The following is a 21,987-nucleotide window of genomic DNA, read 5'->3' on the forward strand; positions in this document are numbered from 1 at the left end:
GCGCGAGGCGCGAGGCGCGAGGCGCGAGGCGCGAGGCGCGAGGCGCGAGGCGCGAGGCGCGAGGCGCGAGGCGCGAGGCGCGAGGCGCGAGGCGCGAGGCGCGGGGCGGGGCGGGGCGCGGGAGGCGTTGGAGCGGGGCCGCACGGGTAAGTACCTACGGGTCCACGGGTTGCCGATCCTCCTCGCGACGGAGGGCAGGGTGGCCGCACTTTTCTACCGTGGATTGCAGACGCGGCGTACCGCCGCAGAGTGGGAGTACGACGATGAGTCGCAAACTGGTCCGGCCCCGCCAGGGGCGCATGCTCGCCGGTGTCTGTGCTGGCCTCGGTCAGCGGTTCGGCATGTCCGCCGGGATGGTTCGGCTGCTGTTCCTGCTGTCGCTGCTGCTGCCCGGCACCCAGGTGATCGTCTACCTGATCCTCTGGATCCTCATGCCGAACGAGGACCGCTACCTCGCGTCGACCCGGCACTGACCCACCCCGCTGCACGCAGCACTGCCCCACCCGCGCCGCACCACCGGGCTGAGACCGCACCGACGGGCTGAGAGGCCACAACATCGGGGATGTTGTCGCTTGCCGAGCGTCGCAGGCAGCAACATCCCCGATGTTGCGCGGATCTTGCGCCCGAGCCCGAGCCCGCGGCGCGAGGCGCGAGGCGCAAGCGATGCGGATCTTGCGCTGAGGCGTTGGCGAGCACCGGTGGGCTCGCACGGAATCGCCCGTCCCGACGAACGTCGGGGCGGGCGATTCGGCGTACGGGGTGGGGGTCAGGGGGCGGTGTAGGTGACCGTGATCCGCTGGTAGCCGAGGGAGCGCAGCAGCCCCTCCAGCATCTTGCGGGTGTTCTCCTCGGCCCGGGCCGAGAGCCCGCTGTCCCGGGCGGCGGCGGTGATCCGTTCCTCGGCGAGCTGGTAAACCTGCTGCTGCCGGTTGGGGTCGTTGCCGACCAGGTCACCGAGCCGGTTGAGCAGGCCGCGCTGCTCGGCGAAGACGTAGCTCTTCTCCAGGTCGAGGTTGGTCTGGCCGAGCTGCGGCGCGGGCAGCTTGATCTCGACCGAGGTGCCGTCGGCGGACTCGACGATCGCACCATCACCGATCTTGGCGAAGTCGACGTACGCCTCGACGCTGCCCGCCCCGACGAACAGGGTGCGCTCGTTGAGCAGGAAGTCCGGAACGTTGCGCCGGTCGTTCTGGGTGTCGACCACGACCTGGAAGTTGCCCTCCGCGGCCACGTAGCGGCTGAGGTCCTGGATGGACTTCAGCAGCGGCGGCTGGCTGCGGTCGGTCTGCTCCTTGGCGAACGGGTTGCGGAACTCCGGCAGGAGGCCGGTCGCCTGGACGCCGAGCAGCACCACCACGGCAAGCGCGGCAGCCCCGAGCAGCAGGAGCAGACCACGTGCCGGCCCACCGTTGCCACCGGTCGTCGGGTCGCCGGAGCCGCCCGGTGTATCCGTGGTCGACTCGGGTGTCACGGCCGACCGCTCCTTGAGGTCGTCGCCGGTCGGGTAACCGGGGAACTCCCTCGTGGGCTCGTTGATGCCAGCGTCGCGGGCCATCACGCTCACCGTCCTCGTCAGACACGTCGTCTGTCAATGACGGTACGGCCCCGGTACGACAGCCGCGCGTCGAGCGACCGGAATGTGCAGACGGGCAGGTCAGGCGAAGGCGGAGAGCCCGGTGAGCCGCTGCCCGACGACCAGTTGGTGGATCTCCGAGGTGCCCTCGTACGTCAGCACGCTCTCCAGGTTGTTCGCGTGCCGCATCACCGGGTACTCACCGGAGACGCCGTTGGCGCCGAGGATGGTGCGGCACTGCCGGGCGATGGCCAGGGCCTCCCGCACGTTGTTCAGTTTGCCCACGCTGACCTGCTCGGGCCGCAGTCGACCAGCGTCGCCGAGCCGGCCCAGGTGCAGAGCGAGCAACTGCCCCTTCACCAACTCGACGGCCATGTCGGCGAGCTTGGCCTGGGTGAGCTGGAAGCCGGCCAGCGGACGACCGAACTGGGTGCGGGTGGTGGCGTACGTCAGGGTGGTTTCCAGGCAGTCCCGGGCTGCGCCGACCGCGCCCCAGACGATGCCGTACCGGGCCTCGGTGAGGCAGCTCAGCGGGGCCTTGAGCCCGACCGCCTCGGGCAGTTGGGCGTCCGCCGGGAGCCGGACGTCGTCGAGCACGATCTCGCCGGTCACCGACGCGCGCAGGGACATCTTGCGGCGGATCTCCCGGGCCGTGACACCGGGGGTGTCCATTGGTACGGCGAAACCCCGCACGCCGGCGTCGGTGCGCGCCCAGATCACCGCGACATCGGCGATCGGCGCGTTGGTGATCCACATCTTGCCGCCGCTGAGCACCCAGTCGTCGCCGTCGCGGCGGGCCCGGGTGGCCATCGAGGCCGGGTCGGAGCCGTGGTCCGGCTCGGTCAGGCCGAAGCAGCCGATCGCCTCGCCGGTCGCCATCGACGGCAGCCAGCGCTGCTTCTGCTCCTCGCTGCCGTAGCGCCAGATGGCGTACATGGCCAGCGACCCCTGCACCGAGACCAGCGAGCGGATGCCCGAGTCGCCGGCCTCCAGTTCCTGGCAGGCCAGCCCGTACGCGACCGCGGAGGCGCCAGCGCAGCCGTAGCCGGTGAGGTGCATGCCGAGCAGCCCGAGCTTGCCGAACTCCCGGGCCAGCTCGCGGGCCGGCACCCGACCCTCCTCGTACCAGTCGGCGACGTGCGGCCGCACCCGGTCGTCGATGAGCTGGCGTACGACGTCGCGGATCTGCCGCTCCTCCTCGGTGAGCGACGGGTCCAGGTCGAGCAGGTCCAGCGGTGCGGTCATGGACGCCACCTTAACGAAGACTCAGGCCAGCGGGTGGGGGCGCGTCACTCGATCGGTTCGGAGAGCACCAGCACGCGAGCGTGGATCTGGTTGCGCTGTTGCAGGGCGGCGCGCAACGCCCGGTGCAGCCCGTCCTCCAGGTAGAGCCCGCCGTTCCACTGCACCACGTGCGGAAACAGGTCGCCGTAGAAGGTGGAGTCCTCGGCGAGGAGCTTGTCGAGCGCCAACTCACGCTTGGTGGTGATCAACTGGTCCAGGCGCAGCGGTCGCGGCGGAATCTCCGCCCACTGCTTGAGCGTCAGGTTGTGCTCCGGATAGGGACGCCCGTCCCGGACCGCTCTGAAGATCACGACGGCACGCTCCCCTCCCCGTGGCCGGGCCGACCGACGGCGCCGAGCCGGGCCGCGGCGGGCACCGCGCGGCGCGGCACCGATGACCGTGCCAGCCTAGCCGCCCGGCGCACACTGCGTTCTGCTCCCTGATGTCAGTTTCGCTACCGCTCGTCCGATCCTTAACGGGATGAACGGGACGCCGCGCTCAACTCCACCGGCCGCGCCGCACCACCTCGTCCACCGGACGACGCCCACGGCGCAACGATGGTGACCGATGGTCGGGTGCTCGGTAACCGATTGTGACGGCACCGATGGGTTGGTACTCCGTCGGCACCCCGAACGCGTCGCGGTAGGCGGCCAGCCGTTGCGGCGGGATGCCGAAGAAACACGCCCCCAGACCCTCGTCCACGGCGGTGAGCAGCATCAGCAGCGCGGCGAAGCCGCTGTCCACGTACCAGTAGGGCACCGGCCAGCGGTCGGTGGACCGGTCCGTCCAGCCCTTGTCCGGCTCCGCGTACCGCTGCAGGTAGGCCGACTCGTTGGCGTGCGGCACCACGATCAGCGGCGCCCGGCGCATCCCGGCCAACCAGCGCTCCCGCCCGCCGGTGTCGGGCGTGGTGGCGGCCCAGAACCGCTCCCGGTCGGCGGCCTCCTCCAGCACCAGGAAGCCCCAGCCCTGGGCGAACCCGGCCGACGGGGCGCGGACCGCGTGGTCGAGCAGCCGGTCGACCACGTCGGGCGGGACCGGGCGGTCCGGGTCGTAGTTGCGCACCATCCGCCGGCGCCGGACGACCTCGGCGAACTCCATTCCGCTCCCCCCGCCGGCTCGGTCAGGCCCCGGGCCGGATGCCCCAGGCACCCCGCCAGGTCGTGCCGGGCTTGAGCGTGAGCAGGTCCTTGCCGGAGCGGAACGCGTCCGGCGGGCAGGTCATCGGCTCGATCGCCACCGAGCGGCGGTGCCGAACGCCCGTGAGCGCGTCCCCGGTGAACACCTGCCACCAGCCGAACTCCTGGTCCGCCCAGATGCTCACCCCGGCCGAGCCGTCCGGCGCCGCCAGGCTCACCGACGAACCGCCGTCGGCGTCGGGGATCACCTGGCCGAAGCAGAGATCCAGCCGGGCAGCGCCGATCCGGCGCGGGCTGGTCCAGTCGTACTCGGTGCCGGCCACCGGGGTCGCCCCGACCGGCAGCAGCCGCCCGTCCACCAGCAGCCGGGTACGGGTCGGCAGCCGCATGACCAGGTCGTCCACCGCGACGCCCGGCAGTTGCAGGTACGGGTGCACGGAGAAGCCGAACGGCGCCAGCTCACCACCGGTGTTGGTCACCTCGTGCTCGGCGCGCAGTCCGTCCGCGCCGATGCTCCACCGGCTGCGCAGCCGCAGCGGCCACGGGTAGCCGGGCTGCGGCGGCAGGTCGTAGCCGACCGTCACCGCGTCCGCCGACTGCTCCAGCAGCCGCCACGGCACCCAGTTGACCAGCCCGTGGATGGCCACGTGCCGCTCCGGCTCGGTCAGCGGGAGCTGGTGGGTCCGATCCCCGAACGGGTAGCGACCATCCCGGATCCGGTTCGGCCAGGGGGCCAGCACCTGCCCGGCGCAGCCGGGGCAGACCTCGTCGACCTGGTACCCGTCGACCAGGTCGACACCGTCATGCCGGTACGTCCGCAACCCGCCGCCGACCTCCACGATGACGGCCTCGTGGCCGGCCGCGGAGATGGTCCACTGAGCGCCGGAGAACGGACGCTGATCGGGGCTTTCCATGCCGGCGACCCTAACCGGTCACGTCCGGTCGCCGCTCGACGCCGTGGCGGCGCGGTAGCGCAGCAGCGCCGGGAAGGCGACCGCGAGCACCACCACGAGCACCGCCGAGGCGAGCCCGCCGGCCACCCAGGCCACCCCGCCACCGAATCCGGCGGCCATGGTGCCGGCCCGCAGGTCACCCAGGCGCGGACCACCGGCCACCACCACCGTGTTGACGCCCTGGAGTCGGCCGCGCATCCGGTCCGGCGCGTACACGAGCAGCATGGACTGACGCAGCACCGCGCTGACCAGGTCGGCGGCACCGGCCACGGCGAGCAGCAGGACCATCAGCCAGAACTGGTGGGCCAGCCCGGCCGCGGCGATCGCGAGCCCCCAGGCGACCACCGCGACCACCAGGCCGAGCCCCTGCCGACGGAGCCGACCGATCCAGCCGGAGGTGAGCCCGCCAATCATCGACCCGATGGCGATGGCGGCGTAGAGCAGGCCGACCGCGCCACCGCCGCCGAACCGCTCATGGGCGATCTCCGGGAAGAGCGCCCGCGGCATGGCCAGGATCATGGCGATCAGGTCCACCCCGAAGGAGAGCAGCAGCACGGGCGTGGTGGCCAGGTAACGGAACCCGTCGATCACGCTGGCCAGCCCGGCGCGGCGGGGCTCGCCGTCGGCGGTCGGCTCGGGGGGCAGTGAGGGCAGGCGCAGGGCGGCCCAGAGCATCGCGGTGAACAGCAGCGCGTCGACCCCGTACGCGATCGGCAGGACCACCGCGGTGTCCGGCGAGGCGGCAAGGATCAGGCCGGCGGCGAGCGGGCCGGCCACCGAGGCGGCGGTGAAGGTGGTGTAGTTCAGGGTGCTGGCGGCTGGCACCAGGTCCGCCGGGACCAGCCGGGGCAACATGGCGCTGCGGGCCGGTGAGCTGATCGCGAACGCCACCGACTGCACCGCCATCAACGCCAGCAGCAGCACTGGGCTGCCCACGTCCAGCAGCGCCTGGACCAGCAGACCGATAGTGGACGCCCAGAGCAGCACCGACCCGCCGAGCAGCACCACCCGGCGGTCGCGGGCGTCGGCGACCGCGCCACCCCAGAGCCCGAAGACCAGCAGCGGCACGAAGGCGGCCACGCCGAGCAGGCCGACCCAGAACGAGTCCCTGGTCAGCGCGTACATCTCCACCGGCACCGCGACGGCCGTGAACTGGAAGCCGAACATGGCCACGGTGTTGCCGAGCCAGAGCCGCCGGTACGCCGGCACGCGAAGCGGACGTACGTCGATCGCCCAGCGGCGCGCTCCGCGCGGCCGGGCCTCCTGCACCCCCGTCACGGCGCCAACCGCTCGACGGTCCAGCTCTCGCCCTCGGTGCCCGGGCCGTCGGGCGGACCGTCGCCGGGTGGGCCGTCGTCAGTGCGGCGGAAGCGGAGCCGGTCGTGCAACCGGCCGGCCCGGCCCTGCCAGAACTCCACCGACTCGGGCCGGACCCGCAACCCACCCCAGTGCGGCGGGGTCGGGATGACGCCCTCGTCGGCGAACCGCTCGGCCGCCGCGCGGTAGCGCTCCTCCAGCGCGGCCCGGTCCGGCACCACCTGCGACTGCGGGCTGGCCCAGGCGCCCAACTGGGAGGCGCGCGGGCGGCTGGCGAAGTACGACTCGACCGCCGCCCGGTCGACCGGCGCGATCCGCCCGGTGACCAGCACCTGACGCTGCATCGGGAACCACGGGAAGACCAGGCTGGCGTACGGATTGGCCGACGCCTCGACGCCCTTGCGGGAGAGGTGGTTGGTGAAGAAGACGAAGCCGTCCGGGTCGTACCCCTTGAGCAGTACGGTCCGCCCGCTCGGCCGGCCGGCGGCGTCGGCGGTGCCGACCACCATCGCGTTCGGTTCGGGTAGCCCGAAGGCCACCGCGTCGGCGAACCAGCGGTCGAACTGGGTGTGCCAGTCGGCGGCCAGGTCAGCTTCGGTCAGGCCCAGGTCCGCGGCGTACTCGTTACGCATCGCGGCCGGGGCGGGTGTGTCGCCCGTCACGTCCCCACTCCTTCTCGGCGGCCTGGTCGGCGCCCTCCCGCGCTGGCCAGCCCGCACCGCCCAGTCTCACTGAGCCGCGCGGAGAATGCGCGTCCGGGGATGTCATGTGCAGCACAGTCGCAGCGGGTCGCGTATCCGGTTACTCACCAGGCAAGATGTTCCGAACACATCCCTGAGGGTCGCCTAAGGCGCTCGGCCGACCGGGCCGGATGAGCTGATCGGGCGCACCGACCAGATCCAGGAGAGCGACATGGCCGATTTCAAACCCGGGCTGGAGGGCGTAGTCGCCTTCGAGACCGAGATCGCCGAACCGGACCGTGAGGGTGGCGCGCTGCGCTATCGCGGGGTCGACATCGAGGATCTGATCGGCCAGGTCTCGTTCGGCAACGTCTGGGCGCTGCTGGTCGACGGCCGGTTCGGGCCGGGCCTGCCGCCGGCGGAGCCGTTCCCGGTGCCGGTGCACTCCGGCGACATCCGCGTCGACGTGCAGTCCGCGGTCGCCATGCTGGCCCCGTACTGGGGGCTCAACCAGCTGCTGGACATCTCCGACGAGCAGGCCCGCGAGGACCTCGCCCGGGTCTCGGTGACCGCGCTCTCCTTCGTCGCCCAGTCCGCCCGGGGCCTCGGCCTGCCGGCGGTGCCGCAGAAGGAGATCGACAAGGCACAGACCATCGTCGAGCGGTTCATGAAGCGCTGGCGGGGCGAGCCCGACCCGCGGCACGTCAAGGCCGTCGACGCGTACTTCATCTCGGCCGCCGAGCACGGCCTGAACGCCTCCACCTTCACCGCCCGCATCGTCGCCTCCACCGGGGCGGACGCGGCGGCCTGCATCTCCTCCGGCATCGGCGCCCTCTCCGGCCCGCTGCACGGCGGGGCCCCGTCCCGGGTGCTCAGCATGCTGGAGGCCGTGGAGCGCAGCGGTGACGCGGAGGGCTACGTCAAGGGCGTGCTGGACCGCGGCGAGCGGCTGATGGGCTTCGGCCACCGGGTCTACCGGGCCGAGGACCCGCGCGCCCGAGTGCTCCGGCGCACCGCCAAGGAGCTGGGCGCGCCGCGCTTCGAGATCGCCGAGGCGCTGGAGAAGGCGGCCCTGGCCGAGTTGCAGGCCCGCCGCCCGGACCGGGTGCTGGCCACCAACGTCGAGTTCTGGTCGGCCGTGGTCCTGGACTTCGCCGAGGTGCCGGCGCACATGTTCACCTCGATGTTCACCTGCGCCCGGATGGGCGGCTGGAGCGCGCACATCCTGGAGCAGAAGCGCCTGCAGCGGCTGGTCCGTCCGTCCGCCCGGTACATCGGCCCGAACACCCGCAAGCCCAGCGAGGTCGAAGGCTGGAGCGCCATCCCGCACGGCGTCTGAGCGGCAAGGAAGGGCCCCTCCTGAACGTCCGTCGTGCAGGAGGGGCTTTTTCCAACCGCCGTCCGGGCGGTCTGCGCCGGGTGTGGCGAAGGACTCAGGCCGTCCCTCGGGACCCCGCCTGCCCCGCGCGGGTCAGGGTGCGAGGATGAGGGTCGGCAGTGTCGCCGGATCGCCGGTCGGATCCCGGCTGCCGTGCGCCCGCGTACGCGCCCGCCGCCGGTCCGCACCGAGCCCGCCCTCGCCCTTGCGGAAGGACCTTCAAGACCGTGGCTGACGCACCGCTCATCCGGATTCCCGACGAGATCAAGCCCGCCGACGGACGCTTCGGCTGCGGCCCGTCCAAGGTCCGGCCGGCGGCCGTGTCCGCCCTCGCCGAGGTGGCGACCAGCTACCTGGGCACCTCGCACCGGCAGAAGACGGTCCGCGACCAGGTGGCCCGGCTGCGCGCCGGCATCGCCGAGTTCTTCTCGCTGCCCGAGGGCTACGAGGTGGTGATCGGCAACGGTGGCACCACCGCGTTCTGGGAGGTCGCCACCTTCGGCCTGATCCGGGACCGGGCGCAGTTCGCCAGCTTCGGCGAGTTCGGCGCCAAGTTCGCCAAGTCGGTCAAGGACGCCCCGTTCCTGGGCGAGCCGACCCTCCGCAAGGCCGACGCGGGCACTGCGCCGACCCTGGTCGCCGAGGCCGGCGTGGACGTCTACGCGACGCCGCAGAACGAGACCTCGACCGGCGTGGCGGTGCCGATCAGCCGGGTGGCCGGGGCGGACGACGACTCGCTCCTGCTGGTCGACGCCACCTCCGGCGCCGGCGGCCTGGAGGTCAACGTCGGCGAGACCGACGTCTACTACTTCGCGCCGCAGAAGTGCTTCGGCTCCGACGGTGGTCTCTGGCTGGCCCTGATGTCGCCGGCCGCGCTGGACCGGGCCGCCGAGATCAAGGCGTCCGGGCGGTACATCCCCGCCTTCCTCGACCTGGTCACCGCGATCGACAACTCGCGGCTGGAGCAGACGTACAACACCCCGGCGCTGGCCACCATCTTCCTGGCCGCCGAGCAGACCGACTGGATGAACGCGCAGGGCGGGCTGGCCTGGGCCGCCAAGCGCACCGCCGAGAGCGCCGCCACGGTGTACGGCTGGGCGGAGCGGTCCACGGTGGCCACCCCGTTCGTCACCGACCCGGCGCTGCGGTCCAACGTGGTCGCCACCATCGACTTCGCCGACGGGGTGGACGCCACCGCGATCGCCAAGGCGCTGCGTGCCAACGGCATCGTGGACACCGAGCCGTACCGCAAGCTCGGTCGCAACCAGCTGCGGGTGGCGTTGTTCCCGGCCATCGAGCCGGCCGACGTCGAGGCGCTGACTGCGTCCATCGACTACGTGGTCGAACGACTCTGAGGATCGTCACGGACGGTGTTCGTCGGGGCCCCGGCGGACACCGACCGTGATCATCGTTGCAGCTCAGTCGCGACATGCGGGGTGTCGCTTCCCCCACCCCGAGACAGATGCGCGTACGGTGGTCCGAGACGCCTGGGTGGCCGACTCGTGGCGTGCGGCCAGCGAAGCGGGACGGAGGCAACGCTATGCGCCCAGTACGCTTCGTCGCCCTCTCCGAGGACGGCCATGCCCTGGTTCTCGCCGACGAGGTCGGGCGGCTGCTCGCCCTGCCGATCGACGAGCGGATCGCCGGCGCGATGCACGCCGAGCCGGGTGCCCCGCCGCTCGCGGCGGCACCGACGGCTGCCGACCCGATCCCGTCACTGTCCCCTCGGGACATCCAGGCCCGCATCCGCTCCGGTGAGTCCGCCGAGGACGTCGCCCGGATCGCCGGGGTGCCGGTCGACCGGGTGCTGCGCTACGCCGGCCCAGTGCTCCAGGAGCGGGCGATGCTCGCCCAGCATGCCCGCCGCACCCGGCTCAAGGGCGCGGAGAAGCCCACCCCGCTCGCCGAGGTGGTCAACGGCCGGCTGAGCCAGCACGGCATCGACACCGAGAAGATCTCCTGGGACGCGTACCGGCGCGACGACGGCACCTGGCGGATCATCGCCACCTGGCCGTCCGGCAAGGCCACCGCGCAGGCGATCTGGGATCTCGACAAGACCCGGCAGGCGGTCACCCCGCACGACGACATGGCGCAGTACCTGTGCGCCGAGCGACCCACGCCGATCCTCGGCCAGGAGCCGGCGCCGGAGCGGGGCGGGCACTCCCTGCCCGGTCCGTCGCGCGGTGAGCCGAGTCGCGGCGGGCACGGGCTGCCGGCGGCGTCCGAGCACCCGCGCACCGGCCGGGACCCGATCCGGGCCGGGCGGGACGCGCTGCTCGCCTCGCTGGACCGCCCGCTCGGCGCCTCGTCGGGCCGCGGCCTGGAGCCGCGTACCCCGGCCGCCCTTGCCGGGTCGGACGCACCCCGGCAGCGGCCGGTCGGCGGTGGTGCCGCGGCACTGCTCGGCGGCGGCCAGGGGTCGGCCTTCGACGACGACTCGGACGCGCCCAAGGAGGTGCCGGCCGTGCCGTCGCTGGCGGTGCTGCGGCCCCGCCGGACTGGCGCGGCGGCGGCCGGTGGCGAGTCCACCGACGCCAACGGCAAGCCGCGCAAGCGGCTGCCGAGCTGGGACGACGTGCTCTTCGGCAGCGGTCCGGCCGCCCGCGAGTCCTCCTGACGCTTCGCGTTGACGGGTGGCGGTTCGCCACCCGTCGGCGCGAGGCACTCGAAGTGCCCCCGTGGCAGTGTGGGCTTCATGGAGTACACGAATCTGGGCCGCACCGGTCTCTCGGTCAGTCGGCTCTGCCTGGGAACGATGAACTTCGGGCCGCAGACGAGCGAGCCGGACAGCTTCGCGATCATGGATCGCGCGCTGGAGCACGGGATCAACTTCTTCGACACCGCCAACGTCTACGGCTGGCAGACCGGGGAGGGGATCACCGAGCAGATCATCGGCCGCTGGTTCGCCCAGGGCGGCGGCCGGCGGGAGAAGGTCGTCCTGGCCACCAAGGTCTACGGCAAGATGGGCACCTGGCCCAACGAGCAGGGCCTCTCCGCCCGGCACATCATCCGGGCCTGCGAGGACTCGCTGCGCCGGTTGCAGACCGACACCATCGACCTCTACCAGATGCACCACATCTCCCGGAGCACGCCATGGGAGGAGATCTGGCAGGCAATGGAGACGCTCGTGGCGCAGGGCAAGGTGCTCTACGTCGGGTCGTCCAACTTCGCCGGTTGGCACATCTCAGTGGCGCAGGAAGCCGCCGGCCGGCGCAACTTCCTCGGGCTCGTCTCCGAACAGTGCATCTACAACCTGCTCACCCGACACGTCGAGTTGGAGGTGGTACCGGCCGCGCAGCACCACGGCCTGGGCATTATCCCCTGGTCGCCGCTGCACGGTGGGCTGCTCGCCGGAGTGCTGCGCAAGATGGCCGAGGGCGTTGCCGCGCGCGGCACCAGCGGCCGCGCGGCCGACTCGCTGGTTGAGCACCGGCCGACCATCGAGGCGTACGAGAAGCTCTGCGCCGATCTCGGCCACGACCCGGCCGACGTGGCGCTCGGCTGGCTGCTGAGCCGGCCGGGGGTGACCGCACCGATCATCGGCCCGCGCACCACCGAGCAGTTGGACCGGTCGCTCGGCGCGCTGGAGGTCACGTTCGACGAGGCGACGCTGGGTCGGCTGGACGAGCTGTTCCCGCCGGTCGGCAAGGGCGGCCCCGGCCCGGAGGCGTGGGCCTGGTGACCATCCGCCACCGTGGGCTGAGTCAGAGCGGCCAGGCGGCGAGGCGGTCGTAGCGTGGCCCGGGGCCGAGGTGGCTGCGTACCAGCAGCAGCTCGGTCGCCGGCCACGGCAGCCCCTGGTAGCGATCCAGGGTGGCCTGGTCGGCCTCGATGTCGGCCGAGTCCACCCGGTCGCCGGGCCGGGCGACGGTCAGGTGCGGGCGGTACGGCTTGTCGTCGTACGGCAGCCGGGCGTGCCGTAGCCGGGACCGGATGAGCCGGGCCAGTGCGTGCAGCGACTCGACGTCGCCCTGGAGGTCCACCCAGAGCACGGTGGACCGACCCTGGCCGAACCGGCCGCCACCGCCGAGGCTCAGTCGGGGCGAGGCGTCCCGGCCGTCGCGGAACCACTCGGCGGCCAGCCCGAGCGCGCTCTCCACCTCGACCAGCCGGGCCGTCTCGACCTCACCGAGGAAGGCCAGGGTGAGGTGCAGTTCGGCCGGGTCGGCGAGCCGGACGTTGGTGCCGGCGGCGGCCGCCGCGCCGATCCGCAGTCGGGCGACCTCTGCGCCGAGGTGGGTAAGGGCCTCGAGAGGCGGGCAGACCGCCACGAAGAGCCGCAACCGTCGGGCCTCTCAGCGGTGCCGTTGCCGGTGCCCGGCCCGGGCCGCCGGCAGGGCCAGCCCGGCGGCGTGCAACACGCCCTCTACCCGGACCCGCTCGATCTCCTGGTCGACGCCGGTCAACTCGGCGAGATGTTCGGTGATGCCGAGGGCGCGGCAAGCCAGCCGGAGCCGGTCGTCGTACGCCTGGAGCACCGCGCCGTGCCACACCATCGACCGGCCGGTCCCGCCGAGCCGTTGGCCGCCGAGGCGACGCAGGTCGGCGGCGAGTTGTTCGAGAGGGCGTCGGTCGATCCGGTCGAACTCGCTGAGGTCGATGTCCCGGGTCAGTGCGTCGGCTTCGATGGCACGGTCGAGACGGGCGATGGTTCGTCGTTCCCGCCGGCGCTCACGCCACTCGGACCAGCCGCAGACCACCCGGTCCAGGATCTCGTCGGCGCAGAAGAGCAGGGCGAAGGCCGCCGGCAGACTGGCCACGGCGAGGAACGCCAGGGCCAGCATCAGCGCGCGTCCGACTCCCACGTATCGACGCTAAGCCCCGTCGTGCCGCCCCGCCACCGAATTGGCCGCATCCGCGCCATCCGCTCAACGGGACCTGCCCTGGCTCGACAGTGCGGAAAGGGCCCCCTGTTACGCGGAATCCGATAACAGGGGGCCCTTCCCCACACCTCAGCAGTCGGTGGAGGTGACGTAGAAGCGGGGCATCGGCAGCACCCGGAAGCGCAGCCGGGCACCCGAGCGGCGCAGCTGCCAGGTGAGCGCGATCAGCGCAGTGGTCAGCGAGATCAGACCACCCATCCAGATACTCGCGCCGGCACCGTAGTGCTCCGCGACCCAGCCGATCAGCGGCGCACCGACCGGGTTGGTACCCAGGAACACCAGCACCCACAGGGCCATCACCCGACCCCGGAAGGCCGCGTCCACACCCAACTGGACCCGCTGGTTGGCGGCCTGAGCGAAGAAGACCATGAAGAAGCCGGTCGGCACCAGCAGCGTCACGACCAGCCAGTACGCCGAGGCGAAGCCGACCATGGTGCCGAAGCTGGCGCAGGCGATCGCGGCACCGAGCACCAGCCAGACCGACGGTCGACTGCGCCGGCTGGTGCCGCTGAGCGCGCCACCCAGCGCGCCGACCGCGAGCGCGGTGCTGAACAGGCCGAAGGAGGCGGCACCGGTGTGGAACACCGTCTTGGCCAGCGCGGCCAGGGTGAGCTGGAAGTTGAACAGCGACATGCCGATCACCGACATCACCGCCATCGGCAGCAGCAGGTCCGGGCGGCGCCACACGTACCGCAGCCCGTCGATCACCCGGGCCGACGCCCGCTCGTCCCGGGGCAGCAGGGCGTCGCGGTGCAGCTCGGCCGTGCGCATCCGGACCACGTTGACCAGCGGCGCGATCGAGCTGAGCGCGGTGAAGAGGAAGACCGGCCCCACGTCGAAGGCGGCGATGGCCAGACCGGCGACGGCCGGGCCGACGATCCGGGCGGAGTTGAACACGGCCGCGTTGAGCGACAGCGCGTTGGGCAGCAGTGGCGTACCGACCAACTCGGAGACGAACGCCTGGCGGACCGGGGTCTCCACGGCATTGGCGGTGCCGAGCAGCGCGGCGAAGGCGAAGACGTGCCAGAGCTGCACCAGGTCGGTGAGGACCAGCACGGCCATGCCGAGCGCCAACACGGTCCAGAAGGCGTTCGCGGCGAAGAGCAGCACCCGCTTGTCGTACCGGTCGGCGAGCCGGCCGGAGAGCAGCGTGAGCAGCAGCACCGGGGTGAACTGGAGTGCGGTGACCACGCCGAGCGCGGTGGCCGAGTTGTCGGAGAGCTCGAGGACGAGCCAGTCCTGGGCGATGAACATCATCCAGACGCCGATCAGCTTGATCAGCTGCCCGGATGCGAAAAGGCGGTAGTTGCGGACCTGTAGGGACTGGAACATCGTGCTCAGCTTGGACTGCACTCTTAGTGCGCCTCCTCCGGGACGTACGCGTCATCGACACGTGACGGCACGGCCCGGTGGCGCGGGCGCGGGCTCAGGCGCGAGCGAGCTGCTGAAGAATCCCGGCGGCCCTGTGCAGGGTCTCCCGTTCGTCCTCGTCGAGCGCGGCCAGCCGGTGGGCCAACCACTCATCGCGGGCCCGCTCGAACTGGTCGAGCACGGCCTGCCCTCCTTCGGTCGCCGCGAGGATGACCTGCCGGCCGTCGGTCGGATGGGGGGTCCGCTGCACGAGGCCGCGGTCCTCCAACTTCGCAACGATCTTGGTCATCGTCGGTGGCTGCACCCGCTCCACGTCGGCCAGTTCCCGGGGCGTCAGCGCGCCAGCCAGCCGCAGGCTGGTGAGCGCAGAGACCTGGGTGACCGTGAGGTCGCCGACCGGTCGGGCCTGGCGGACCCGTCGGTTGAGTCGGGTGATCGCATCACGCAACTGGGGAGCCAGTTGCGCCGGTGGCACGCGTCTCGCCGTCACCGTCCGCTCCGTCACAATAGTTAGCTTAACTAATGAGCCTGGCTAACGACATCCGATATGATCAGGCTCACGAGGAAGTTTGTGCTGGCCCGGGCGGGGAATCCGATTGGGCTCCCCGCCCGGACGTGCGGTCAGCGCACCAGAGACTCGATCGGCCCGCGCAGGAAGTACAGCACGAACAGCGCGGCCACCCCGTACAGCAGCGGGTGGATTTCCCGGGCCTTACCCCTGGCCAGCTTGACCACCACGAAGGTGATCAGGCCAGCGCCGATGCCGTTGGAGATCGAGTAGGTGAACGGCATCAGCACGATGGTGAGGAACGCCGGGATGGCGATCTCGTAGTCGGACCAGTCGATCGTCCGCACGGCGGTCATCATCAGGAAGCCGACCACCACCAGGGCCGTCGAGGCCGCCTCGAACGGCACGACCACCACCAGCGGCGCCAGGAACATCGCCAGTAGGAAGAGCACGCCGGTGACCAGGTTGGCCACCCCGGTCCGGGCGCCCTCCGCGACACCGGCGGCGCTTTCGATGTACGACGTGTTGCTGGACGTGCTGGCCGCGCCGCCGGCCGCCGCGGCGATCGAGTCGACCAGCAGGATCTCCTTGGCCTTCGGCGGGGTGCCCTTCTCGTCGAGCAGGCCGCCTTCCTGGCCCACCGCGACCATCGTGCCCATGGTGTCGAAGAAGTCCGTGATCAGCAGCGTGAAGACGAACATCAGCACGACCAGCCAGCCGGCCCGGCCCCACGAGTCGAGCACGTTGAACTTGCCGAGCAGCGACAGGTCCGGCAGGTCCACCACCGTCTTCGGCAGCTCCGGCACGTTCAGCGACCAGCCCTTCGGGTTGGGCTGACCGTTGACGAACGACGGGCCGATGTTGCCGATGGCCTCCACGATCACCGCCAGCACCGTCGAGGCGAGGATGCCGATCAGGATCGCGCCCTTCACCCGGCGGACCACCAGCACCAGGGTGATCAGCAGACCCACCACGAACACCAGCATCGGCCAGCTCACCAGCTTGCCGCCGATGCCCAGGCCGACCGGGACGGTGGTGTTGGCGGCGTCCGGGATCCGCCGGACGAAGCCGGCGTCCACCAGGCCGATGATGGTCAGGAAGAGGCCGATGCCAACCCCGATCGCGGTCTTCATCTGGGTCGGCACCGAGCGGAACACCGCAGTCCGCAGGCCGGTGAGCACCAGTACCGCGATGATCACACCTTCGATCACCACCAGGCCCATGGCGTCGGCCCAGGTCATCTCGGGGGCGATCTCGTACGCCACCAGCGCGTTGACACCGAGACCGGCGGCGAGCGCCAGCGGGAACCGGCCCACCACACCCATCAGGATGGTCATCAGGCCGGCGACCAGCGCGGTCGCCGCGGCCAGCGCGGGGATCGGGAGGGTCTTGCCATCACCGTCGACGGCACCGCCCAGGATCAGTGGGTTGAGCACTACGATGTACGCCATCGTGAAGAAGGTCGCCAGGCCACCGCGTACCTCACGGCTCACCGTCGAGCCGCGGGCGGAGATCTCGAAGAACCGGTCGAAGCCGTTACGCGGGTGAGCGGGGTCGGGTGGTGTGCCGTTCTCGGGCGGCTCTACTGCCATCAGGTCCTCGCAGGTGATCTTCCGGTTGTCGCGCGCATCGTCCCAGATCGCGGGTCGGCAGGGGAAGTTGATCGCGTACGCTTGCGCGATGCCGAACGAGCAGCCACCGCGGCCCGCGCCGCTGGACCCGCCGATGGTGCCGTTCGCCGTCGCCGGGCTGATCGCGTGGGCAGTGGCCGGGCTGGTCCTGTTGATCTTCTTCCGGGGCTGGCTCACCGAGCACGATCACGAGAACTGGCTGTGGACCTGCCTGGCCGGCTTCCTGTGGGGCTTCCCCGGTCTCGCCGTGATGCTGCGGCACGACGCCAACCGACGCCGCCGCCGCGCGAGCTGACCCGGGCGGGTGCGCCGGGACACCCGGCGCAGACCGTCAGGAGTGCCCGTACGGCTCCGCCGGCTCGGCGGCCTCCACCGAGCCCGGGGCGCGACTGACCGACATGGCCTCCACCGCGCTGTCGTCGTACACCGTGGGCAACTCCTCGACGGCGGTCTCGGCCGCCTCGATCAGCGTCTCGGAGTGGGCGCCGCAACCGTGGTCGGCACTCACCACCCGGCCGTCATCGGGGGCGTAGAAGTTGCCACACGCGCCAAAGGCCTGCCGCATGGCACCGGCCAGCGGCAGGTAGAACCCGCAGGTGCCGCAGCGGGCGGCGGACGGCGCCGAAGCGGAGATGGCTGCGGCGGGGCCGTGGTCACCCTCGTACCAGCGCTGCGCGGCATCGGCGCGGCCCTCCCGGGAGAGCACCCGGGCTCGCCCGAGGCCCAACTCCCAGGCGGTCTCCTCGACCGCCGGGTCGTCGGAGAGCAGGTAGCCGGGGACCAGCCGGTCATCGTCCGGCGAGGTCGGCAGCAGGTCACCCGGGCCCAGGTCGCCCGGCTTGAGCCGCTCCTGCCAGGGCAGCCACCCCGGCGCGAGCAGCGCGTCCGGGCCGGGCAGCAGCACCGTCTCGCAGATGGTCACCGTGCGGCTGCGCGGCACCCGGGTGACGGTGACCGCCCACCGCCAGCCGCGGTAGCCGGCGAGGCGGCATTCGAAGTAATGGGTGACCAGGCGATCACCCTCGGCCACGACCTGCAGGTGGTCGCCGACATCGTCGGCGTCCACCTCGGTGATGCCAGCGCGGGCCACCTCGACGGCAGCGGCGCAGACCTGGTCGAGACGGGCGGCACGGGTGGAGACGGGCCTGGTCACCTCACCATTGTTCCCCATGCGCCCCGCAGGGGTGACAGGGACTCCCGGGGAACCTTTCGCCGCAGTGGTGCGGCGTACCTGGATCAGATGGGCAAGGATGGTGCACATGCCGTCGTACTCCCGCTCCGGGCGATCCGTCCTCGGGCGGACCGTCGGCACCGGCATCCGCGCCGTCCGTCTGCTGCTGCGTGGTTCGGTGGGCAGCGGGCGCTGGATGACCCGCCGAGCCGGCCGGGCCCGGGCCCGGGGCGCCGGCGGCGAAGTCGGCATGGTCCGGCTGTTCGACCTGCACGCCGTCTCCTGCGCTGGCGACACTCTGATCGCCATCGGCCTGGCCGGGACGATCTTCTTCAACGTGCCGCTGGGTGAGGCCCGCAGCAAGGTCGCGCTCTATCTGCTGGTGACCATGGTGCCGTTCGCGATGCTCGCCCCCGTGGTGGGTCCGCTGCTGGACCATTTCCGGCATGGCCGGCGATACGCCCTGGCCGCCACCATGCTCGGCCGGGCGTTCCTGGCCTGGTTGATCTCCGACTACATCCACGGCTTCGGGCTCTATCCGGCCGCGTTCGGGGTGCTCGCGCTCTCCCGGGCGTACGGCGTGGCCCGGTCGGCGGCCGTGCCCCGGCTGTTGCCGGAAGGGCTCGGCCTCTCCCAGGTGGGCGCCCGGGCCAGCGTCTACGGCACGGTGGCGGGCGCACTGGTGGCGCCGATCGGGCTGGCCGCGTTCTGGTTCGGGCCGCAGTGGCCGCTTCGGGTCGCTTCGGTGATCTTCCTGGTCGGCATGGTGATCTCCCTGCGCCTGCCACCGAAAGCCGACTCCGAGCCACCGGAAAGAGTCCCTCGGGCGCTGCGCGCGCTGGGCCGACGCCGGGGCGACCGGCCACTGGGTCGGGGCCGCCCGGCCGGCCGGCTGGTGATCGCCACCCTGATCGGTGCCGCGACCCTGCGCGCGGTCTACGGCTTCCTGCTGCTCTTCCTCGCCTTCGCGATCAAGAAGGGCGACCTGACCACCGTCGTGTTCGGCCGGGACCTGGGTGCCGAGTGGGCGCTCGGGTTGGTCGGCGGCGCGCTGGCGGTCGGCACCTTCCTGGCCACCGCCATCGGCACCCGGCTGCGCATCCATCGGCCGACCGCCATCCAGTCCAGCAGCATGGTCATCGTGGCCGGGGTGGCCGTGCTCGCCGTCATCCAGTTCTCGCTGCCGATGGTCGCCCTGCTCTGCCTGGTCACCGCTCTGGCCAGCGGTGTCTCCAAGCTGGCCGTGGACGCCTCGATCCAGGAGCGCATCCCGGAGCGGCTGCGGGCCAGCTCCTTCGCCCACTCCGAGACGGTGCTGATGCTCGCCTTCGTCGCCGGTGGCGGGCTCGGGCTGGTCCCGTTCGACGGTCGGATGGGCATCGCGGTCGCCGGCGGGGTGGGCGTACTGGCCGCCGTCCGGGGTGTGCTGGTCGCCGCCCGGCTGCGCGGCGAGAAGCTGGCAGGTCGGCCGCTGGGCGACGACGAACTGGCCGACGACGAGCCGACGGACCCCACGCCCACCTCGCCGGCACCCAACCAGGCTGGCTCGCCACAGTTCGACGACCCGGGCCTGGCCCCACCGGGCTACCACATCTACCGCCCCTCGTCGGCGGTCGGCGGACCGGGTGGCGGCGCGGACGACGACACCCGCCGGGAGTCCCCCGGGTCCGTCTCGTGACCGGCCTGCTGGTGGTGACCGCAGTGCCCGCCGAGGCGGACGCGATCCGGGCCGGGCTGACCGACGCCAGTGTGACCGTGGCTCCGGTCGGGGTGGGCCCGGCCGTGGCCGGCGCCGCCACCGCTCGAATGCTGGCGCTGGCCGAGGCGGCCGGCCGGCCGTACCGAGCGGTGGTCAGCGCCGGTGTGGCCGGCGGCTTCGCCGGTCAGGCCGCGGTCGGGGACACGGTGCTCGGCACCGCCAGCATCGCCGCCGACCTGGGCGCCGAGTCACCGGACGGCTTCATCCCCGTCGACGAGCTGGGCATGCCGCCCGCGCTGCTCGGTAGCGGCAGCGTGGTGCCGGCCGACCCGCGGCTGCTGGCGACTCTGCGGGCCGCCCTGCCGGCCGCCACGGCCGGCCCGGTGCTCACGGTCAGCACGGTCACCGGCACCGCCGCCAGCACCGAGGAGCTGCGCCGGCGGCATCCGGAAGCGGTCGCCGAGGCCATGGAGGGGTACGGGGTGGCGGTCGCCGCGGCGCAGGCCGGGGTGCCCTTCGCCGAGTTGCGCACCATCTCCAACCCGATCGGCCCCCGCAATCGGGACGCCTGGCGGCTGCGTGCGGCCCTCACCGCCCTCACCGCGGCAGCCCCGGCCCTGCGTTGACCCGGCGGACGCCGAGATCAGAGCCGTAGGGCCAGCGCCGACGGCCGGGCCGCCTCCAGCTCGAACCCGCAGGCCAGCAGGAAGTCGACGATGCTGTACTCGGCAATGGCGTGGACGGTCCGGATGCTGGTCCCGGTCATCTCCGCCACCAGCAACTCGACCAGGCGGCGCCCGATACCCAGCCATCGCAGCTCGGGCACCACGACCACGCTCTCCAGCACCAGCTCGCGCCGATCACCGAGGTCGTCACCGAGGAGCAGATCAACACTCCGCTCGTGCGCCCGCAGCTCACCGACGATCTCCCCGTCAGACAGTTCGGCGAGGAACCGCCGCGACGTCTCCGGTGCCCCGCCCACGTCGCGCCGGTAGGACACCCGCCCCAACATCCGTTGCCGCCTCCGCTTCTCGTCGCGGCGAGCGCGGTCGAGATCGTAGGTCCACTCCGGCACCGGTAGCGGCCACAGCTCCGGCGGCAGGGTGTACGAGTACGCCCACCAGGCGCCCGGCCAGTCCTTGAGTGTTCGGACCGGTCGCACGTCGAGATGCGCTGGGTAGCGGCGCCCCGCCTCATCCCGTGGCTCGTCCCGTGGCTGGTCCCGTGGCTCGTCCGGCGGCTCGACGTCGCTACGGCGGGGGTTTGGGTGGGCAGCGCTGGGGTGGGCGTTGGCATGGGCATCGCTGGGCACGGCGAAGGCCACCTCACCCCCGGCCGCACGAATCAGCCGCTCCACCGTGCGGAACCCCGGGTCGCCGCCCCGCCCGGCCTCGATCCGCGCCAGCGTGCTCTTCGGCACACCAGATCGTTCGGCCAGCTCTCGTTGGCTCAGATCCGCACGTCGACGCAGCGAACGCAACGCCGCACCCACATTGATGAGCCCGTCCCCGTCAACCACCCGTCCATGCTTTTCAATCGGCCGAGCGCCGTCAACAGCCCCGATCCGTCCTGTGGATAACTCGGTGAACGGGTCTCCCACCACGGCTGACAGAGGTGCGGGCACTGTGCTCCGAGCCTGTCGAGCTGCCCCAGATGTGGGGCAGAGCCGGGTGCCAAGAAAGTGGCCGCAGCGAACCGGCTGGGTGCGCGACCAACCGCCCGACCCCACCCGAACTCGCCCGACCAACCAACTCCGCCCGAACTCCCGCCCGGCCAGCCGGCTCCACCCGACTTCGCCCCACCAACCGACCCCACCCGAACTCGCTCCACCAACCGACTCCGCCCAACTCGCCCGACCAACCGGCTCCGCCCGAACTCGCCCGACCGGCCGACCCCACCCAAACTCGCCCGACCGGCCGGCTCCGCCCGAACTCGCCCCACCAACCGACCCCACCCGAACTCGTCCCACCAACCGACTCCACCCAAACTCGCCCCACCAACCGACCCCACCCAAACTCGCCCGACCGGCCGGCTCCGCCCGAACTCGCCCCACCAACCGACCCCACCCAAACTCGCCCCACCAACCGACCCCACCCAAACTCGCCCGACCGGCCGGCTCCGCCCGAACTCGTCCGACCAGCCGGCGCATCCCGGCCCACCCTCCGGCAGGCCACTGCCCCATATCTGGGGCAGCTCGACAGGCAGCGAGGTGACACGTCTGCCCCTGGTGGCCGCTGCGGAGCACGTCGGGCTGGAATGACCGATAGCGCGGGACGAGCAACCGGGCCAGCAACCAGGCGGGCGACCAGGCGAGCAACCAGGCCGGCGACCAGGCCGCTGACCAGGCCGGCGACCAGGCGAGCAACCAGGCCGGCGACCAGGCGAGCGACCAGGCGAGCG

At 72.1% G+C, this 21,987-nt stretch carries 22 protein-coding genes; 8 read left to right on the top strand and 14 right to left on the bottom strand.

Annotation, left to right across the window (positions count from 1 at the left end; all coding sequences use genetic code 11):
* The first annotated feature begins 263 nt into the window (after positions 1-263).
* Positions 264-473, top strand: a complete 210-nt coding sequence (locus ACFY29_RS12595; protein ID WP_328422894.1) for a PspC domain-containing protein — start codon at positions 264-266, stop codon at positions 471-473.
* 293 nt (positions 474-766) lie between these two features.
* Here the strand turns inward: ACFY29_RS12595 and ACFY29_RS12600 are convergent, their stop codons facing one another.
* The 7 genes from ACFY29_RS12600 to pdxH all read right to left on the bottom strand — a co-directional run bounded on the left by ACFY29_RS12600 (position 767) and on the right by pdxH (position 6,898).
* Positions 767-1,558, bottom strand: coding sequence for a DUF4230 domain-containing protein (locus ACFY29_RS12600; RefSeq protein WP_386986696.1), 792 nt, complete (start codon positions 1,556-1,558; stop codon positions 767-769).
* Positions 1,559-1,654: 96 nt separating this feature from the next.
* Positions 1,655-2,818 carry an acyl-CoA dehydrogenase family protein gene (locus tag ACFY29_RS12605; protein ID WP_386985539.1) on the bottom strand — a complete coding sequence of 388 codons (1,164 nt, stop codon included), beginning with the start codon at positions 2,816-2,818 and terminating at the stop codon, positions 1,655-1,657.
* A 44-nt stretch (positions 2,819-2,862) separates the two neighbouring features.
* The gene (locus ACFY29_RS12610) at positions 2,863-3,168 is read right to left on the bottom strand and encodes a type II toxin-antitoxin system VapB family antitoxin (protein WP_007454850.1); all 306 of its coding nucleotides are present in this window, start codon (positions 3,166-3,168) and stop codon (positions 2,863-2,865) included.
* 187 nt (positions 3,169-3,355) lie between these two features.
* A complete protein-coding gene (locus tag ACFY29_RS12615) occupies positions 3,356-3,958 on the bottom strand; it encodes a nitroreductase family protein (protein WP_386985541.1) in 603 nt (200 codons plus the stop codon).
* Between the two features lie 22 nt (positions 3,959-3,980).
* A complete protein-coding gene (locus ACFY29_RS12620; RefSeq protein ID WP_386985543.1) occupies positions 3,981-4,910 on the bottom strand; it encodes an aldose 1-epimerase family protein in 930 nt (309 codons plus the stop codon).
* An 18-nt stretch (positions 4,911-4,928) separates the two neighbouring features.
* Complete coding sequence (locus ACFY29_RS12625) at positions 4,929-6,227, bottom strand: MFS transporter (protein WP_386985545.1); 1,299 nt, start codon at positions 6,225-6,227, stop codon at positions 4,929-4,931.
* Positions 6,224-6,898, bottom strand: coding sequence for a pyridoxamine 5'-phosphate oxidase (gene pdxH / locus ACFY29_RS12630; RefSeq protein WP_386986699.1), 675 nt, complete (start codon positions 6,896-6,898; stop codon positions 6,224-6,226). Before pdxH ends, ACFY29_RS12625 begins: the two co-directional genes overlap by 4 nt.
* Positions 6,899-7,178: 280 nt before the next feature.
* On the opposite strand from pdxH, the gene ACFY29_RS12635 reads away from it, so the two are divergent.
* From ACFY29_RS12635 to ACFY29_RS12650, 4 genes are all read left to right on the top strand, one after another.
* A complete protein-coding gene (locus tag ACFY29_RS12635) occupies positions 7,179-8,285 on the top strand; it encodes a citrate synthase 2 (protein ID WP_328422882.1) in 1,107 nt (368 codons plus the stop codon).
* A gap of 266 nt (positions 8,286-8,551) precedes the next feature.
* The gene (serC, locus tag ACFY29_RS12640) at positions 8,552-9,679 is read left to right on the top strand and encodes a phosphoserine transaminase (RefSeq protein ID WP_386985547.1); all 1,128 of its coding nucleotides are present in this window, start codon (positions 8,552-8,554) and stop codon (positions 9,677-9,679) included.
* A 185-nt stretch (positions 9,680-9,864) separates the two neighbouring features.
* On the top strand, positions 9,865-10,941 hold the full coding sequence (gene sepH, locus ACFY29_RS12645) for a septation protein SepH (RefSeq protein ID WP_328422878.1): 1,077 nt from the start codon (positions 9,865-9,867) through the stop codon (positions 10,939-10,941).
* A 78-nt stretch (positions 10,942-11,019) separates the two neighbouring features.
* Positions 11,020-12,006, top strand: coding sequence for an aldo/keto reductase (locus tag ACFY29_RS12650; RefSeq protein WP_328422876.1), 987 nt, complete (start codon positions 11,020-11,022; stop codon positions 12,004-12,006).
* Between the two features lie 22 nt (positions 12,007-12,028).
* Here ACFY29_RS12650 and thpR read toward each other — a convergent pair whose 3' ends face one another.
* The 5 genes from thpR to ACFY29_RS12675 all read right to left on the bottom strand — a co-directional run bounded on the left by thpR (position 12,029) and on the right by ACFY29_RS12675 (position 16,678).
* Positions 12,029-12,607 carry an RNA 2',3'-cyclic phosphodiesterase gene (gene thpR / locus ACFY29_RS12655; RefSeq protein ID WP_386985550.1) on the bottom strand — a complete coding sequence of 193 codons (579 nt, stop codon included), beginning with the start codon at positions 12,605-12,607 and terminating at the stop codon, positions 12,029-12,031.
* 12 nt (positions 12,608-12,619) lie between these two features.
* A complete protein-coding gene (locus ACFY29_RS12660) occupies positions 12,620-13,129 on the bottom strand; it encodes a hypothetical protein (protein WP_328422872.1) in 510 nt (169 codons plus the stop codon).
* A gap of 147 nt (positions 13,130-13,276) precedes the next feature.
* Entirely contained in the window at positions 13,277-14,560 is a 1,284-nt protein-coding gene (locus ACFY29_RS12665) for an MFS transporter (protein WP_386985552.1), read from the bottom strand.
* A gap of 73 nt (positions 14,561-14,633) precedes the next feature.
* Complete coding sequence (locus ACFY29_RS12670) at positions 14,634-15,083, bottom strand: MarR family winged helix-turn-helix transcriptional regulator (protein ID WP_386985554.1); 450 nt, start codon at positions 15,081-15,083, stop codon at positions 14,634-14,636.
* A gap of 116 nt (positions 15,084-15,199) precedes the next feature.
* Positions 15,200-16,678, bottom strand: a complete 1,479-nt coding sequence (locus tag ACFY29_RS12675; RefSeq protein WP_386985556.1) for an NCS2 family permease — start codon at positions 16,676-16,678, stop codon at positions 15,200-15,202.
* Between the two features lie 88 nt (positions 16,679-16,766).
* Here ACFY29_RS12675 and ACFY29_RS12680 point away from each other — a divergent pair, with 88 nt between their 5' ends.
* Positions 16,767-17,012: a DUF2530 domain-containing protein gene (locus ACFY29_RS12680; protein WP_328422861.1), complete on the top strand. Its 246-nt coding sequence runs from the start codon at positions 16,767-16,769 to the stop codon at positions 17,010-17,012.
* A 36-nt stretch (positions 17,013-17,048) separates the two neighbouring features.
* On the opposite strand, the gene ACFY29_RS12685 is transcribed toward ACFY29_RS12680, so the two are convergent.
* A complete protein-coding gene (locus ACFY29_RS12685) occupies positions 17,049-17,978 on the bottom strand; it encodes a DUF3027 domain-containing protein (protein WP_355600477.1) in 930 nt (309 codons plus the stop codon).
* Here ACFY29_RS12685 and ACFY29_RS12690 point away from each other — a divergent pair.
* Together ACFY29_RS12690 and ACFY29_RS12695 are read left to right on the top strand one after the other, a co-directional pair.
* Positions 17,977-19,566: an MFS transporter gene (locus ACFY29_RS12690; protein ID WP_386985558.1), complete on the top strand. Its 1,590-nt coding sequence runs from the start codon at positions 17,977-17,979 to the stop codon at positions 19,564-19,566. The two genes, ACFY29_RS12685 and ACFY29_RS12690, sit on opposite strands and share 2 nt — an antisense overlap.
* Complete coding sequence (locus ACFY29_RS12695; protein WP_386985560.1) at positions 19,563-20,213, top strand: futalosine hydrolase; 651 nt, start codon at positions 19,563-19,565, stop codon at positions 20,211-20,213. The genes ACFY29_RS12690 and ACFY29_RS12695 overlap by 4 nt, the downstream gene beginning before the upstream one ends.
* Before the next feature lie 17 nt (positions 20,214-20,230).
* Here the strand turns inward: ACFY29_RS12695 and ACFY29_RS12700 are convergent, their stop codons facing one another.
* On the bottom strand, positions 20,231-21,106 hold the full coding sequence (locus ACFY29_RS12700; RefSeq protein ID WP_386985562.1) for a helix-turn-helix domain-containing protein: 876 nt from the start codon (positions 21,104-21,106) through the stop codon (positions 20,231-20,233).
* Positions 21,107-21,987: the final 881 nt, after the last annotated feature.

This window comes from Micromonospora sp. NPDC000668, from assembly GCF_042897975.1.
Taxonomy (GTDB): domain Bacteria; phylum Actinomycetota; class Actinomycetes; order Mycobacteriales; family Micromonosporaceae; genus Micromonospora.

Excerpts from the sequence above, each read along its gene's own strand:
- ACFY29_RS12620 (WP_386985543.1), bottom strand. The coding sequence starts at position 4,910 with ATGGAAAGCCCCGATCAGCGTCCGTTCTCCGGCGCTCAGTGGACCATC.
- ACFY29_RS12615 (WP_386985541.1), bottom strand. The coding sequence starts at position 3,958 with ATGGAGTTCGCCGAGGTCGTCCGGCGCCGGCGGATGGTGCGCAACTAC.
- ACFY29_RS12635 (WP_328422882.1), top strand. The coding sequence starts at position 7,179 with ATGGCCGATTTCAAACCCGGGCTGGAGGGCGTAGTCGCCTTCGAGACC.
- ACFY29_RS12595 (WP_328422894.1), top strand. The coding sequence starts at position 264 with ATGAGTCGCAAACTGGTCCGGCCCCGCCAGGGGCGCATGCTCGCCGGT.
- ACFY29_RS12685 (WP_355600477.1), bottom strand. The coding sequence starts at position 17,978 with ATGTGCACCATCCTTGCCCATCTGATCCAGGTACGCCGCACCACTGCG.
- ACFY29_RS12650 (WP_328422876.1), top strand. The coding sequence starts at position 11,020 with ATGGAGTACACGAATCTGGGCCGCACCGGTCTCTCGGTCAGTCGGCTC.
- sepH (WP_328422878.1), top strand. The coding sequence starts at position 9,865 with ATGCGCCCAGTACGCTTCGTCGCCCTCTCCGAGGACGGCCATGCCCTG.
- ACFY29_RS12680 (WP_328422861.1), top strand. The coding sequence starts at position 16,767 with ATGCCGAACGAGCAGCCACCGCGGCCCGCGCCGCTGGACCCGCCGATG.
- ACFY29_RS12675 (WP_386985556.1), bottom strand. The coding sequence starts at position 16,678 with ATGGCAGTAGAGCCGCCCGAGAACGGCACACCACCCGACCCCGCTCAC.
- ACFY29_RS12690 (WP_386985558.1), top strand. The coding sequence starts at position 17,977 with ATGCCGTCGTACTCCCGCTCCGGGCGATCCGTCCTCGGGCGGACCGTC.
- ACFY29_RS12605 (WP_386985539.1), bottom strand. The coding sequence starts at position 2,818 with ATGACCGCACCGCTGGACCTGCTCGACCTGGACCCGTCGCTCACCGAG.
- pdxH (WP_386986699.1), bottom strand. The coding sequence starts at position 6,898 with ATGCGTAACGAGTACGCCGCGGACCTGGGCCTGACCGAAGCTGACCTG.